Raw genomic sequence first — 14929 nt, forward strand, 5'->3', positions numbered from 1 at the left:
GCATGACCCGTGGGAGCTGGCTTGCCTGCGATGCAGACGACGCGGACTGTCAGGCACACCGCAGCGATGCCATCGCGAGCAAACCCGCTCCCACACAAATTTCGGAGGGCTGCCATGATTGCAACCAAAGACCCCTGCATCGGTGTCTGCAAGTTCACCGACGACATTTGCCTGGGCTGCGGGCGAACCAAGCGTGAAATCAAGGCCTGGAAGAAACTCGACAAAGACGAAAAACGTGCGGTGCTGGCCGAATCCGCCCTGCGTTTACTGGCGCTTGAGGCCACCGGCCGGCGGAAAACCAAGTGAGCCACGCACTTCGTGACTAGCCTTTGATGCGCAATGGCCAATATCCGCGTATGATTCGCGACCCTCTGGGGCTCAGCAGAGCCCCAAGGCCCATTTTTAACACTTCAGGCGCTCGCCTGAATTGACACACCGGGAGGTGCCCAGATGAAAGATCTCGACCCTAAAGACGGCCAGGAAATTGGCCCTGCAGGCGAAAAACTGCAAAAAGTCCTCGCCCGTATTGGCGTTGGCTCGCGTCGCGACGTAGAGAGCTGGATCAGCCAGGGCCGGATCAAGGTCAATGGCAAGGATGCAACCCTGGGTCTGCGCGTAGACCTGCACGACGCCATCACCATCGATGGCAAGGTGATCAAGCGTGAAGAGGCAGCCGAATCGGTTCGCCGCGTGATCATGTACAACAAACCCGACGGCGAAATCTGCACCCGTGACGACCCTGAAGGCCGTCCGACCGTGTTCGACAAACTGCCGCGTCCAAAAGAAGGCCGCTGGATCAATATCGGTCGTCTGGACATCAACACCACCGGCTTGCTGATGTTCACCACTGACGGTGAGCTGGCCAACCGCTTGATGCACCCTTCGTACGAAATGGACCGTGAATACGCGGTACGTGTGCGTGGCGAAGTGGATGACGACATGATTGCCCGCCTCAAGGCCGGCGTTGTGCTGGAAGACGGTCCGGCGCGTTTCACCGACATCAAGCAGGCGCCAGGCGGCGAAGGCTTCAACCATTGGTACCACTGCGTGGTGATGGAAGGCCGTAACCGTGAAGTGCGTCGTCTGTGGGAATCCCAGGGCCTGGTGGTCAGCCGCCTGAAGCGCGTACGTTTCGGTCCGGTGTTCCTCAACTCCGATCTGCCGATGGGTCGCTGGCGCGAAATGAGCCAGTTCGAAGTGGACATTCTCAGCGCTGAAGTCGGCCTCACGCCGGTTGCCATGCCTGAGATGAACGCCAAGAGCAAAGACAAGCTTGAGCGCATGCAGCGCAAATCCTCGCGCCCTGTGGCCCGTGGTGACCGTGTTGCCCGCGTGCTGCGCCCGGCTGAAGGTGCACCTGTTGCGCCGCGTCCGGCACGCCAGCCGCATATCGAAGGCGAGCGTCCGGGCCGTCCGGCTCGTGATGAATCGGCTCGTCCGGCGCGCAAGCCTGCCGGCCGTACTGATCGTGTGCCAGCAGGTCGTGGTGCGCCAGTTGCCGAGCGTCCGAGCGAAATCAACAAGCGTCCAACCAAGCCAACCCGTAACGGGCCAAAGCTGGTTGACGATGCGCCGTCGGGCAAGCGTCGTGGTGCCCCGGCAGGTTCGGGCCAGCGCCCGGGCTTCGGTCGTCGCAAGCCGCAGTAAGCGGTAAGCTGTAAGCGCGGTACAAAAAACGCCAACCCCCAGGGGTTGGCGTTTTTTTATGTCTGCGAAATGCTGATGGTTGCGTAGCAGCTGCCAGGGAACGTGGCTGCGTGCGGCGACGCAGTCGTCGTAAAAACAGGCGCTGTGGTGTACCAGGCCAATACGGTATTCAGGATTTACGGTTGCTGTGCAACCGAACGCAGCCTCGTTCCTTCGGCAGCTGCTACGGGTCGTAATTCGCGTGGCAAATAATCGTTACACCATGTCAATAAACCTATACGAATTCAGCCACTTACCGACCCTAAACCGCTGAAATCATCCCTTTGTAATGAAAACCTTCCGAGATTTACAGAATTAGGACAGTTCCTACATAAATTGCGGCTTGTTTCGTATTGCAATCGGCTGTGTGATGGGATCTTGCCTTCGTGCGGGTGTACAATGCGCCGCGTTTTAACTGTGACTCAATTGCGTACCCGCGCATTTTGCGCCGCTCGGCGTTACACCGAACGGCCAAAACCTCAAGGCTATCCGCCTTGATAATTCCGCAATGCCACAAGCGTTGCGGGTTCGATTCCGTCACAGATAAAAACAAACAGGTGACGCATGACTCGTGAAACAACCTTGGATTCCTGGCGTCTGCGCTGGGGTTTGATTTGTGTTGTAGACCCTTCGATCACTGCCTCTGGTGCTCAAGTTACAACGCACTGAATCACATCAAACCTTGTGTGGGACCTTTGCAATGAGTGGAAATACCTCGCATTCGGGCGAGCTTAAACGCGGCCTGAAAAATCGTCATATCCAGCTGATAGCCCTCGGTGGCGCGATTGGTACTGGCCTGTTTCTCGGTTCGGCCGGGGTGCTGAAGTCGGCCGGTCCATCGATGATTCTGGGCTATGCGATCTGCGGCTTTATCGCGTTCATGATCATGCGCCAGCTCGGCGAAATGATCGTCGAAGAACCGGTTGCCGGTTCTTTCAGCCACTTTGCCCATAAATACTGGGGCGGTTTCGCCGGCTTTATGTCGGGCTGGAACTGCTGGGTGCTGTACATCCTGGTGGGCATGTCGGAGCTGACCGCCGTCGGCAAATATGTGCACTACTGGTGGCCGGAGATCCCCACCTGGGCCTCGGCAGCGGCCTTCTTCGTGCTGATCAACCTGATCAACCTGACCAACGTCAAAGTGTTTGGCGAAGCCGAGTTCTGGTTCGCGATCATCAAGGTCGTGGCAATTGTCGGCATGATCGCCCTGGGCAGCTACCTGCTGGTCAGCGGCAGTGGCGGTCCTCAGGCTTCGGTCAGCAACCTGTGGGAACACGGTGGTTTCTTCCCGAACGGGACGACCGGCCTGATCATGGCCATGGCCTTTATCATGTTTTCCTTCGGCGGCCTGGAAATGCTCGGTTTCACCGCAGCTGAAGCCGACAAACCACGCACCGTGATCCCGAAAGCGATCAACCAGGTGATCTACCGCATCCTGATTTTCTATATCGGTGCCCTGGTAGTTCTGCTGTCGTTGACCCCGTGGGACTCGCTGCTTGAAACCCTGAATGCCGGTGGCGACAGCTACAGCAGCAGCCCGTTCGTGCAAGTGTTCTCGATGCTGGGCAGCAACACTGCTGCGCACATCCTCAACTTCGTGGTCTTGACCGCAGCATTGTCGGTGTACAACAGCGGCACCTACTGCAACAGCCGCATGTTGCTGGGTATGGCGCAGCAGGGCGATGCGCCGAAAGTGCTGGCCAAAATCGACAAGCGCGGCGTGCCGGTCAACTCGATCCTGGCCTCGGCGGCGGTGACGGTCATTGCAGTGCTGCTCAACTACCTGATGCCCCATGATGCGCTGGAACTGCTGATGTCCCTGGTAGTAGCGACCCTGGTGATCAACTGGGCGATGATCAGCTACTCGCACTTCAAGTTCCGCCAGCATATGGACAAGACCGCGCAAGTCCCGCTGTTCAAGGCGCTGTGGTATCCGTACGGCAACTACATCTGCCTGGCGTTTGTAGCGTTTATCCTGGTGATCATGCTGTTGATCCCGGGGATTCGCGTGTCGGTGTACGCGATTCCGGTGTGGGTGGCCTTTATGTGGCTGTGCTTCGTGATCAAGAACAAGCGCGCGGTACAGGCGCAGGCAGCAGCTTACAGCTCTGCCAAATAAACGCTGTGTTTAACCCTGCAAACCCGGCCATTGCGCCGGGTTTGTTGTTTGTGGGGTATCCTTGATGCTCTGAACACGGACCCTTTTTTGATGCTGGTGATTTCCAACAACGTGCATATCCCTGATGCCGAGATCGAACTGACGGCCATTCGCGCCCAGGGTGCGGGCGGGCAGAACGTCAACAAGGTTTCGAGCGCCATGCACCTGCGCTTTGATATTCCCAATTCGTCGTTGCCGGATTTTTACAAGGAGCGGTTGCTGGCGCTGCGTGACAGCCGCATCACCAGTGATGGCGTGCTGATTATCAAAGCCCAGCAATACCGCACCCAGGAGCAGAATCGGGCTGATGCGCTGGAGCGTCTGGCGGAGTTGATCGTCAGCGCCACCAAGGTGGAGAAAAAGCGCCGCCCGACCAAGCCGACCCTGGGCTCAAAAAAACGTCGGCTGGAATCCAAGACCAAGCGCGGCAACATCAAGGCGGGGCGGGGCAAGGTGGATTTCTAGAGGGCAGCAGCAGTCCTGTGGGAGCGGGCTTGCCCGCGATGGCATCACCGTGCTTTACCTGGCACACCACTCCGTCTGCATCGCGGGCGAGCCCGCTCCCACAGGTTTAATCACCCTGAGCGCGAGCTAGGACGCTCTTGCGTTCTGCGCCTGACGATACAGATAAACACTCAGCATCAACCCGCCAAGCGCCGCCAGCGCCGCAAACAGAAAGATCGAAGCAAAGCCGAACCCTGCCGCCACGGCACCCACTAGCGGCCCGGTGATGCCCAGCGACAGGTCGATAAACAGCGAATACGCACCCACCGCAGCCCCCCGGCTGGAGGCCGGCACCAGGTTGACCGCCTCAACCCCCAGCGCCGGGAACACCAGCGAAAAGCCAAAGCCGCTCAAGGCCGCGCCCGCCAGGGCCAACTCCGGGTTGGGTGCCAGCCACAGCAACAGCAGGCCCAGCGTCTCGACGCTCAGGCAGGCAATCGCCACGCGAAAACCGCCGATACGGTTGATCAGATTGCCAAACAGCAAACGCGCACTGATAAAGCTGGCGCCAAACAGGCTCAGGCACAGCGCTGCGTTTTCCCAGTGGTTGGTCGCGTAATACAAGGTGATAAAGGTGGCGATGGTGCCAAAGCCGATCGAGCCCAGGGCCAGCCCGGTGCCGTGGGGCAACACGCGTCCCAGTACATGCAGAAACGGCAGGCGCACGCCGCTGACAATGGGTGCTGCCAGTTTTGGCCAGGCCAGCAGTACGCCCAGCGCTCCCAGGGTAATAATGCTTACGCCCAGGCTCCACATGCCCAGGTGGCCGACCATGACCACGCCCAGAGGTGCGCCAATGGCAATGGCGCCGTAGCTGGCGATGCCATTCCAGGAAATCACCTTGGCCGTGTTCTGCGCGCCGACCCGGCCTATGCCCCAGCCGATGGAGCCGGAGCCCACCAGGCTTTCCGCGCTGCCCAGCACCAGCCTGCCGATCAACAGGCTGGCCAGGCTCCAGGCCGGCATGCTCGTCAGCCAGCTGGACACCAGCATAAACACGCCACTCAGGCCGCAGCCGGCCAGGCCAACCATCACGGCGCGCTTGCTGCCCCGGGTATCGATGTAGCGGCTGGCGTAAGGCCGGCTCAGCAGCGTAGCCAAATATTGCACGCTGATCACCAGCCCGGCGATCACCGTGCCGTAACCGAGATGGTTATGCACGTAACCCGGCAGTACGGCCAGCGGAATGCCAATGTTCAAATAGCCGATAAAGGTAAACAGGACGATGGAAACCACTTGCAGCGTGATTGCCATGGGGCGCTGTGTTTCAGGCATGGGGTAGGGGTCCTGCGGGGAGCGGGTTGGTGCAGATTATAGTGGTGTAACCAGTTGCGTCGCGATTAAAGCGGCCAGTGCATTTTCCTGGGTGCCGAACCGTTTGAGCAGGAGAGCTTGTTTTTCGGGGCTGAGGCGCTCCCAGAGGTCGATCATTTTCTCGGCGGTGCCGATCAGAACGCTGGCCTGGGTATCGCTGAAGGTGTCAGTCACGCTTGATTCCGCAATAAGGGGCGATTGTGTCAGACGGTGTGAAAAACTGAATGCTTTTCGCACCGTCTGATTGTGCGCCGTCAGTCTTCGCTTTCGGCCTGCAGGCTTTCAGAAGCCTCGTCCAGTGCGGGGTTTTCGCCACTGGTGTGTTGCGGGGTTGGCTGCTCGGTTTCGTGCAGGCTTGGGAAGGGGAGGTTTGGGATCTCGTGCATCGTCGCGCTCCTCGTAAGGTGTGTTTTAAGTAGCTTGCTAAGGATACAGGAGGGAGTGTGACAATTTGTCTTTTTATTGCGTCTGGGGGGATTTGTATCGAACTTTTCATATTGCAGCTGTCGCTGCAAAAGGCAGAGCCCTGTAGCAGCTGCCTCGTTCCTTCGGCAGCTGCTACAGGGTGGGGGGCTAGTGTGTACACACCTGCGCAATCGCCTTGGCCAGCAGGCTCAGGCGCGTGCCGTCGACCCCGGCCATATTGGCGCGTCCCGAACCAACCATGTACACGCTGTGTTTCTCGCGCAACAGCTGGACTTGCTCTTGGGTCAGGCCAGTGTACGAAAACATCCCGCGTTGCTCATTAATATGGGCAAAGTGCTCCGCCAGCCCGAACGGGACCAGGGCTTCCACCAAACCGCTACGCAATTGCGCGATACGGCTGCGCATGGCTTCCACTTCTGCGATCCACACGCTTTTCAGCTGGGCATCGCCGAGGATGGTCGCTACCACCGCCGCGCCGTGATCCGGCGGGTTGGACCACAAGTTTCGCGCAATATAGGCCAACTGGCTGCGGATGTCGGTCAGCTTTTCGGCGTCATTGGCACACACAATCAATGCACCGACGCGTTCGCGGTACAGGCCGAAGTTCTTCGAGCACGAGCTGGTGATCAGCACTTCCGGCAGTTCACGGGTGAACAGGCGGGTCGACCAGGCGTCTTCCTGCATTCCGTCGCCAAAACCCTGGTAGGCAAAATCGATCAAAGGCAGCAATTCACGACGACGGACCACGTCCAGCACCTGCAGCCAGTCCGCCTGGGACAGGTCAAAGCCGGTCGGGTTGTGGCAGCAGGCGTGCAGCAGCACCACATCGCCTTTTGGCGCGTGTTCCAGGGCTTCGAGCATGGCCGCGACATTGAGCTTGTTGTCGCTGCCCACGTAAGGGTAGTGACTGATCTTGAGCCCGGCTGCGGCAAAGATGGTTTCGTGGATCGGCCAGGTTGGATCGCTCAGCCAGATGCCACGGCCCGGCAAGCATTGCGCGATAAAATCGGCGCTCAGGCGCAAGGCCCCGGTACCGCCCGGGGTCTGGGTCGCTGCAGCGCGCTTGCTGGCCAGCAGGGGCGAGTCTTCGCCCAGCACCAGTTCGCTGATCAGTTGCCCGAATCGGCTGTCACCATGACCGCCGATATAGGTTTTGGTCTGTTGCTGATCGACCAGGCGCTGCTCGGCCAACTTTACCGATTGCAGGATCGGCGTCAGGCCATTGGCGTCTTTATAGACGCCCACGCCCAAGTCGAACTTGTCCGGATTGGTATCCTGTTGATAGGCGTCCATCAAACCGAGAATCGGGTCGCCCGGTACCCGACCAATATCGGCAAAGTGCATTACTTGCGACCTTCGGCAGTTTTGGCGACTTCATCAGTGCGTGCGGCCATGATGAAGTCGTTGCGGTGCAGGCCCTTGATCGAGTGGCTCCACCAGGTCACGGTGACCGAGCCCCATTCGGTCAGCAGGCCCGGGTGATGGCCTTCGGCTTCGGCGATCTCGCCCACGGCATTGGTAAAGGCCAGGGCGAATTTGAAGTTCTTGAACAGAAAGACCTTTTCCAACTGCATGATGCCGTCGCGAACTTCGATGTTCCAGTCCGGGATCTGTTTGATCAGGATCGGCAGTTCTTCGTCGCTGACCTGTGGAGCATCGGCGCGGCAGGCTTCGCAGTGGGCTTGGTTCAGTGCGTTCATGGTGGATTCCTGAAATCAGTTTTTATTGATGACTAAAAAAGGTTAAGCCGCTTTCGGCTTGGGCGTGAACTTCGGCGCGTGCAGGCCCATTGTCATGCCTTTTTCGACCATGCCCATGATGTCTTCATGGGCCAGGTCAAACAGTCGCTTCAAGTCCGGCAGGACAAAATACAGCGGCTGCAGAATATCGATGCGATAAGGCGTGCGCATGGCTTCCAGCGGATCGAAAGCCTGATGTTCCGGCTCTGAAGACAGGCTGTAAACCGTTTCTTTCGGCGACGACAGAATCCCGCCACCGTAAATGCGTTTGCCTTCCGGCGTGTCGACCAGGCCGAACTCGATGGTCATCCAGTACAGGCGTGCCAGATACACCCGTTGTTCTTTGCTCGCCTGCAGGCCCAGCTTGCCGTAGGTGTGGGTGAATTCGGCGAACCACGGGTTGGTCAGCAGCGGGCAGTGGCCGAAAATCTCATGGAAAATATCCGGCTCTTGCAGGTAATCGAGTTCTTCGGGAGTACGAATAAAGGTGGCCACTGGAAACTGCTTGTTGGCCAGCAACTCGAAGAAGGTCTGGAAGGGGATCAGTGCGGGTACCCGGGCAACTTGCCAGCCTGTGGTAGCGCCCAGTACCTGATTGATCTCATCGAGTTGCGGGATGCGGTCGTGGGGCAGGCCCAGCTTTTCGATGCCTTGCATGTACTCGGGGCAGGCTCGGCCTTCCAGCAGTTTCAGCTGACGGGTAATCAGCGTGTTCCACACCCCGTGCTCGGCAGGTGTGTAGTCGATAAAGCCATTGGCATCAGGCTCACGGGCGACGTATTTCGTTTGCTTCATGGGGCTCTCCGCAAGGAAATCGTTTTTATTATTCGGTGTTGTTGCGATGCCTTAGTGATACCCCATGTGATTGTCATGTGCAGCTAGCCTAAAGCCAGTAATGCTGGGATGATGGCGCTTATTCGTAAAGTATTCGTTACGATGTGAGGGGCAGGCTGTCATTCTTGACTGTGCGACAGCACAACTGTCACAAAATCGTGACGATGAAATGCCTCTGAAGCCGGAAAACCTCCCTGTGGGAGCGAGCCTGCTCGCGAATGGCGCTCTTTGAGCCTTCGCGAGCAGGCTCGCTCCCACATAGGACATCCATTGTTAGTTATTCCCGAGCCCTGCCCATGCGTATCAAAGTCCACTGCCAAAACCGGATTGGCATCCTTCGCGACATTCTCAACCTGCTGGTGGCCTACGGCATCAACGTCAAGCGCGGCGAGGTCGGGGGTGATCAGGGCAATGCGATTTATCTGTACTGCCCCAATCTGATTAATCTGCAATTTCAGGCCTTGCGTCCGAAGTTTGAAACCATCCCCGGGGTGTTTGGCGTCAAGCGTGTGGGCTTGATGCCCAGCGAGCGCCGGCATATGGAGCTTAACGCCTTGCTCGGGGCGCTGGAATTTCCGGTGCTGTCTATCGATATGGGCGGTTGCATTGTTGCGGCCAACCGCGCGGCGGCACAGTTGCTCGGGGTGCGGGTGGATGAAGTGCCGGGGATTTCCCTGTCACGCTACGCCGAAGACTTCGACCTGCCCGAACTGGTGCGGGCCAACAAGTCGCGGATCAATGGCTTGCGGGTCAAGATCAAGGGCCTGGTGTACCTGGCCGATATCGCCCCGCTGCAACTGGAACACGACGAAAGCGAGGCGATGGCCGGGGCCGTGCTGACCCTGCACCGCGCCGACCGTGTGGGCGAGCAAATCTACAATGTGCGCAAGCAGGAGCTGCGCGGCTTCGACAGTATTTTCCAAAGCTCGAAAGTCATGGCCGCGGTGGTGCGCGAAGCGCGGCGAATGGCACCGCTGGATGCGCCGCTATTAATAGAAGGTGAAACCGGCACCGGTAAGGAACTGCTGGCCCGGGCCTGCCATCTGGCCAGCCCTCGTGGCCAGTCGCCATTGATGGCGCTGAACTGCGCCGGCTTACCTGAGTCGATGGCTGAAACCGAACTGTTCGGCTACGGCCCCGGTGCCTTTGAAGGGGCGCGGGCGGAAGGCAAGCTCGGCCTGCTGGAGCTGACAGCAGGAGGTACGTTGTTTCTCGATGGCGTGGGTGAAATGAGCCCGCGCTTGCAGGTCAAATTGCTGCGCTTCTTGCAGGATGGTTGCTTTCGCCGGGTTGGCAGTGATGAAGAGGTGTATCTGGATGTGCGGGTGATGTGCGCCACCCAGGTCGACCTGTCCGAGCTGTGCGCCCGTGGCGAGTTTCGCCAGGATCTGTATCACCGGCTCAACGTGCTATCGCTGCATATTCCGCCGCTGCGCGATTGCCTGGACGGGCTGGAACCGCTGGTGGAGCATTTCCTCGATCAGGCCAGTCGCCAGATCGGTTGCTCGCTGCCGCGCCTGGCGCCAGCGGCAATGGATCGTTTGAGCCACTACCACTGGCCGGGCAACGTGCGCCAGTTGGAGAACGTGCTGTTTCAGGCGGTGTCGCTGTGTGATGGCGGGGTGGTCAAGGCTGAGCATATCCGCCTGCCGGATTACGGCGTGCGTCAGCCCCTGGGCGAGTTCTCGCTGGAAGGCGGGCTGGAGCAGATTGTCGGGCGGTTCGAAAAGGCAGTATTGGAACAGCTGTATTCCGAGCACCCGAGTAGCCGATTGCTGGGCAAGCGATTGGGGGTGTCCCATACCACCATCGCCAACAAACTGCGCGAGCACGACATTATTAAGCCGGGCAAGGACTAACGGCTAACGCCAAAAGCCCCTCACATAAAGCATGAAAGGAAGCTACTTCATTAGGGACCAATAAATACATTGGTGTGGACACTGCAAATATCTGAGCAGTGACAGCGAACAGTGAGTAGAAGTGCGGTTAGACGGCCCCCTTGTCGTGAACCGCATGAGACATAACGCAGGCGTTTTTACGGGTGCTTACACAACTGCGCAAGCCATTTTATGCATAAGCGCATAAAATGGCTTGGCATCAAAGCTGTATCTATGCACAGTATTATGAGTGTTTGTCCCGCTGTCTCTGATACCCAAACGCCCTTGTAGGACTGATGGCTTCGGAGAAGTTTATAACGCTAGGTATGGGTAATTTCTACCCGAGTTATTGATAAAGCTCAGAATGAAAAGGATATCGTTGTGACTGAGAAAAATATTGTTGTGACAAGTGGTCGCCCTATGAATCCAGGCGGTGGCGGTGGCGGTGGCGGTGGTGGTGGAATGGGAATGGGGTCTTGGCTAAGTGGTTACACTTATGCACATATTTCAGGTCCAGATCCAGCACAGCGCCAGGCTTTCACGTCGGTACATCGTTATGAATCTAATGCCAGAAAACGCATTGTGGCTGCATATGAGAAAAGCCTTCAGGCTTTACCGAAAACCGTAACTGACGAAGTAGCTCGTTTGGAATCGGAGTTGTTGGCTCCGACTAAAAACCCAGTTGATAGCTTTGCGCGAATTAAGTCTATCCTACAGAACCTCTATAATCAGGCAATCGCTCGGCGTGATGTTGAAAAGAAATTATCGCTGGCTTACAACGGTGCAGAACCTACTACTCGTGACGTACCCTACCATCCTGCGTATAGAACCAGTTACGCTCGCGGTGAAGGTGGTTACGGAGCCATGGTCCAGTTGTGGATAAAGTCTCATGAAGCTCACTATCAAGCCTTGATAATGGATCAAATGGCGAAGTTTCTTTCCGAACAAATAGCCCTGGTAGCTGCTGCGCAAACGGAAGCTATCAAGAAAGCGAACACATTCACGCTTCCAGTATTAACTGATAAAGCTGAAATGGGAGTGGCGGCGGGCTCAATTGCAATAACAGCTGGCTCTAAAATGACTCTCGATGCAGCCCTTCAAGCTGGTATCCAAGCATTGAGGGGAATTGGCAGTGTAGCTTTAGACCGTGTAACTGGCGTCGGTATTGGGCTGTTGGTGTATTCACCTCAACTGGGCAACGGTGACCTCCATCCGTCAACGATGATGACGGTTCCCGCTAAATCTATTGCGCCTAGCCTTCCTGTGAACTTGTTGGCTGTTGCTTCTTCCGGAGGCAGTGTTGATGTGCCGTACCGGGTCTACGGGGAGCAGCATAAGTACTCCGTTGTAGCGACCACATCCAGCGGTGGTGTATCTGCGAAGGTGCCTGTTCGGGCATTAACATTTAACGCCAGCCTGAACGCCTATACGTTCACCACGGCTGATACCCCGTCTCGCACGCTGGTCTTTCCTATTGCGACTCCAGGCAACAGTTCGACTTCTACTCCAGCTAAACCTGTGGCCGTGCCGGTATACACTGGTGTGACTCTCACTCCACTTGAGATTAAGGCGGAAGAACTACCGGCAGTGGATCAGCTAGATATTCAAGACTGTATCTATTGCTTTCCAGCCGGTTCGGGTCTGCCTCCAATTTATGCGGTTTTCAGCGAATCGCTAGATTCCGGAAAATTCTCACGCAAACAATTGGATAAAAAGTTCAAGCATGCTAATAGTTTTGGGGTAACTGATACCCGTAAAAACATCGAGACGCTGAGCAAGTTCAGGGATGCTGTTAATGAGCATCTTGCTGATGTCGATACCTCTCCCCATGGGACATATCAGAGAGAAACAGACTCAACTGTTTTTTTCAACAAAAGAACAAACAATGTCGTTATCATTGGTGGCGATGGTAAATTTGTGTCGGGTTGGAAGCTTGACCCAGCTACCCCACAATTTAAAAACTACATTGAGAAAGGAGTTCTGCAATGAGTCTTGAGCTTATCCAGCTTGCCAAGAAATTCGCTGACGGCGGCTTGTCTGCAAATGCTTTTGCCGATCCATATATCGCTAAGTGGAGCGCAGAGCGTGATGCAAACAAACTCAAGGACGACAATGCAAGCGTCTCTGAATGTGCATCGACCATTTTCATCCTGGCAGACTGCTACAACCCTGATCTAGATCGCAGAAAAAGTGAGCTAGATGAAGCTGGTTTGAGAGCTGAGGTCAAAGCAACCTTGAGTAAATTCAAGCTGGCCTGAATCTACTCAATAGTTAGGCTTGAAAAGCCCAGCCCGTCTGGGCTTTTTTGAGTCCGTTCAGTAAAGCCTGTTTGCCGACATCCCCTTTTTGATTTCGTAAAAAACCCTGAAAATCCCCGCCTAAAACGGGTTTATTTTGCCTCTTGCCATCATTTTTGAAACTTATCGGGCGCCGCCCAGCCTCATCAGAAATGAGGTTGCACATGCTTGCGAACATCTACGCCCCGAATCCGTTTTGGATGAAGTCGCTACCCGGGTTGGCCTGTTGGTTGGTGCTGCAAAAGGTGGCAACCCTGTCCTGGAGGGAGAGGGAACCAAAGGCAAAAGCAGATCTTCGCAACGCCAGAAATCAGCTTGGGGTGAGGGCCCTCGACGGCCACTACCCAGGCCAGCCCTTGCCGCAACCGGCAGAACCCCGCCGTCTCCTCGCACCGAATCTTCCCTCATCCCTGCGCAAACCCGCGCCGCAGCGCGTCAAAATAAAGTTGGTGCGCAAATTGCAATGACCTCTTCAGTACAGCGGTGGGCGGCAAGCGTCCGTCAGACAGAGGAAAGACTGTGGACAAGTACCTTTATGTGGCAATGACCGGCGCCAGTCAGAACGCACTGGCGCAGAAGGCGCATGCCAACAATCTGGCGAACATCTCGACCAACGGGTTTCAGCGTGACCTGGAACAGGCCCGCTCGATGCCGGTGTTTGGTGACAGCTTTCCGGCGCGTGCCTTTGCCTTGACCGAGCGCCCAGCCACCGATTTCAGCCTAGGTGCCCTGGTCGAGACCGGCCGCGATCTCGATGTGGCTGTGTCCGGCGACGGCTGGCTGGCGGTGCAGGCCCCCGACGGCAGTGAGGCCTATGTGCGCACCGCCAGCATGAACGTGGATGCCCTGGGCATCCTGCGTGCCGGCAACGGCATGCCGATCATGGGCAACGGCGGGCCGATCGCGGTGCCGCCCCAGCAGCAGATCGAAGTCGGCGAAGACGGCACCATCAGCATTCGCGCCCAGGGCGAAGGCCCGCGGGTGATGGCGCAAGTGGACCGCATCAAGCTGGTCCAGCCGGACCTGAAAACCATGAGCAAGGGCCTCGACGGCCTGATCCACACCAATGACGGTCAGCCGGCCCCGGCCGATGCCAATGTGCGGGTGACCTCGGGTTTTCTGCAGGCGAGCAACGTCAATGCCGTGGATGAAATGACCTCGGTGCTGGCTTTGTCCAAGCAGTTCGAGCTGCATATCAAAATGATGAACACCGCCAAAGAAGACGATCAGGCCATGACTCGCGTCCTGTCCATCAGCTAATTACTTGAACGTGGCGCCGAAAAACCGGCGCGCGAGGAGAGCACCATGCTTCCGGCACTGTGGGTTGCAAAAACGGGTTTGGCTGCACAAGACACCAACCTGACCACCATTTCCAACAACCTGGCCAACGTCTCGACCACCGGCTTCAAGCGTGATCGCGCCGAGTTCCAGGACTTGCTCTACCAGATCAAGCGCCAGCCAGGTGCACAGTCGACCCAGGACAGCGAACTGCCATCGGGCCTGCAAGTGGGCACCGGGGTACGTATTGTCGGCACGCAAAAGAACTTCACTGCCGGTAGCCTGCAAACCACTGAGCAGCCGCTGGACATGGCCATCAACGGCCGTGGTTTTTTCCAGATCATGCAGCCCGACGGAACAACGGCCTACACCCGTGACGGTACTTTCCATCTGGACTCCAATGGCCAGATCGTCACCGCTAACGGCTTTGCCCTGGAACCGGCGATTGTGGTGCCGGCCGATGCCCAGACCTTCACCGTCGGCCAGGACGGCACCGTATCGGTGACCATTTCCGGCAACCCGGCGGCGCAAGTGATCGGCAACGTGCAGACCGCCGACTTTATCAACCCGGCCGGCTTGCAGTCCCAGGGCGGCAACCTGTTCCTGGAAACCGCCTCCAGCGGTGCGCCGCAAATCGGCACCCCGGGCCTGAACGGCTTTGGCCTGACCATGCAAAGCATGCTCGAGACCTCGAACGTCAGCACCGTGGAAGAAATGGTCAATATGATCACCACCCAGCGCGCCTACGAGATGAACTCCAAAGTGATCTCGACCGCTGACCAGATGTTGTCGTTCGTCACGCAAAACCTGTAATTA

At 57.3% G+C, this 14929-nt stretch carries 16 protein-coding genes; 9 read left to right on the forward strand and 7 right to left on the reverse strand.

Features of this window, described 5'->3' with window-relative positions; all coding sequences use genetic code 11:
* Window positions 1–114: 114 nt before the first annotated feature.
* The 4 genes from EQV96_RS19960 to arfB all read left to right on the forward strand — a co-directional run bounded on the left by EQV96_RS19960 (window position 115) and on the right by arfB (window position 4309).
* Window positions 115–306: a DUF1289 domain-containing protein gene (locus tag EQV96_RS19960; RefSeq protein WP_240882287.1), complete on the forward strand. Its 192-nt coding sequence runs from the start codon at window positions 115–117 to the stop codon at window positions 304–306.
* A gap of 144 nt (window positions 307–450) precedes the next feature.
* Entirely contained in the window at window positions 451–1647 is a 1197-nt protein-coding gene (gene rluB, locus EQV96_RS19965) for a 23S rRNA pseudouridine(2605) synthase RluB (protein WP_088377744.1), read from the forward strand.
* A gap of 739 nt (window positions 1648–2386) precedes the next feature.
* Window positions 2387–3805, forward strand: coding sequence for an amino acid permease (locus EQV96_RS19970; protein WP_095002635.1), 1419 nt, complete (start codon window positions 2387–2389; stop codon window positions 3803–3805).
* A gap of 90 nt (window positions 3806–3895) precedes the next feature.
* Window positions 3896–4309, forward strand: a complete 414-nt coding sequence (gene arfB / locus EQV96_RS19975; protein ID WP_088377742.1) for an alternative ribosome rescue aminoacyl-tRNA hydrolase ArfB — start codon at window positions 3896–3898, stop codon at window positions 4307–4309.
* A 126-nt stretch (window positions 4310–4435) separates the two neighbouring features.
* Here arfB and EQV96_RS19980 read toward each other — a convergent pair whose 3' ends face one another.
* From EQV96_RS19980 to phhA, 6 genes are all read right to left on the reverse strand, one after another.
* Entirely contained in the window at window positions 4436–5623 is a 1188-nt protein-coding gene (locus EQV96_RS19980; protein ID WP_138738201.1) for an MFS transporter, read from the reverse strand.
* Window positions 5624–5659: 36 nt separating this feature from the next.
* Window positions 5660–5836 (reverse strand): hypothetical protein, encoded by a 177-nt coding sequence (locus EQV96_RS19985; protein WP_095002633.1) that lies wholly within the window; start codon window positions 5834–5836, stop codon window positions 5660–5662.
* An 80-nt stretch (window positions 5837–5916) separates the two neighbouring features.
* Window positions 5917–6048, reverse strand: a complete 132-nt coding sequence (locus EQV96_RS23275; protein ID WP_254925257.1) for a hypothetical protein — start codon at window positions 6046–6048, stop codon at window positions 5917–5919.
* A 187-nt stretch (window positions 6049–6235) separates the two neighbouring features.
* Window positions 6236–7432, reverse strand: a complete 1197-nt coding sequence (locus EQV96_RS19990; protein ID WP_095039318.1) for an amino acid aminotransferase — start codon at window positions 7430–7432, stop codon at window positions 6236–6238.
* Window positions 7432–7788, reverse strand: a complete 357-nt coding sequence (locus tag EQV96_RS19995) for a 4a-hydroxytetrahydrobiopterin dehydratase (protein WP_016781595.1) — start codon at window positions 7786–7788, stop codon at window positions 7432–7434. Before EQV96_RS19995 ends, EQV96_RS19990 begins: the two co-directional genes overlap by 1 nt.
* 42 nt (window positions 7789–7830) lie before the next feature.
* Entirely contained in the window at window positions 7831–8622 is a 792-nt protein-coding gene (gene phhA, locus EQV96_RS20000) for a phenylalanine 4-monooxygenase (protein ID WP_095002631.1), read from the reverse strand.
* Between the two features lie 335 nt (window positions 8623–8957).
* Here phhA and EQV96_RS20005 point away from each other — a divergent pair, with 335 nt between their 5' ends.
* From EQV96_RS20005 to EQV96_RS20015, 3 genes are all read left to right on the forward strand, one after another.
* Complete coding sequence (locus EQV96_RS20005) at window positions 8958–10520, forward strand: sigma-54-dependent transcriptional regulator (RefSeq protein ID WP_095018923.1); 1563 nt, start codon at window positions 8958–8960, stop codon at window positions 10518–10520.
* A 399-nt stretch (window positions 10521–10919) separates the two neighbouring features.
* Window positions 10920–12527, forward strand: coding sequence for an S-type pyocin domain-containing protein (locus tag EQV96_RS23300; RefSeq protein ID WP_240882288.1), 1608 nt, complete (start codon window positions 10920–10922; stop codon window positions 12525–12527).
* Entirely contained in the window at window positions 12524–12796 is a 273-nt protein-coding gene (locus tag EQV96_RS20015; protein WP_095021118.1) for a colicin immunity domain-containing protein, read from the forward strand. The genes EQV96_RS23300 and EQV96_RS20015 overlap by 4 nt, the downstream gene beginning before the upstream one ends.
* Window positions 12797–12809: 13 nt before the next feature.
* Here the strand turns inward: EQV96_RS20015 and EQV96_RS20020 are convergent, their stop codons facing one another.
* Window positions 12810–13013 carry a hypothetical protein gene (locus tag EQV96_RS20020; RefSeq protein ID WP_240882289.1) on the reverse strand — a complete coding sequence of 68 codons (204 nt, stop codon included), beginning with the start codon at window positions 13011–13013 and terminating at the stop codon, window positions 12810–12812.
* A gap of 341 nt (window positions 13014–13354) precedes the next feature.
* Here EQV96_RS20020 and EQV96_RS20025 point away from each other — a divergent pair, with 341 nt between their 5' ends.
* Both EQV96_RS20025 and flgG read left to right on the forward strand, forming a co-directional pair.
* Window positions 13355–14095, forward strand: a complete 741-nt coding sequence (locus EQV96_RS20025) for a flagellar basal body rod protein FlgF (RefSeq protein ID WP_240882290.1) — start codon at window positions 13355–13357, stop codon at window positions 14093–14095.
* A 45-nt stretch (window positions 14096–14140) separates the two neighbouring features.
* On the forward strand, window positions 14141–14926 hold the full coding sequence (gene flgG, locus EQV96_RS20030) for a flagellar basal-body rod protein FlgG (RefSeq protein WP_095002628.1): 786 nt from the start codon (window positions 14141–14143) through the stop codon (window positions 14924–14926).
* The last annotated feature ends 3 nt before the right edge of the window (window positions 14927–14929 follow it).

This window comes from Pseudomonas sp. TMW22080 (assembly GCF_022496745.1).
GTDB lineage: Bacteria > Pseudomonadota > Gammaproteobacteria > Pseudomonadales > Pseudomonadaceae > Aquipseudomonas > Aquipseudomonas bubulae.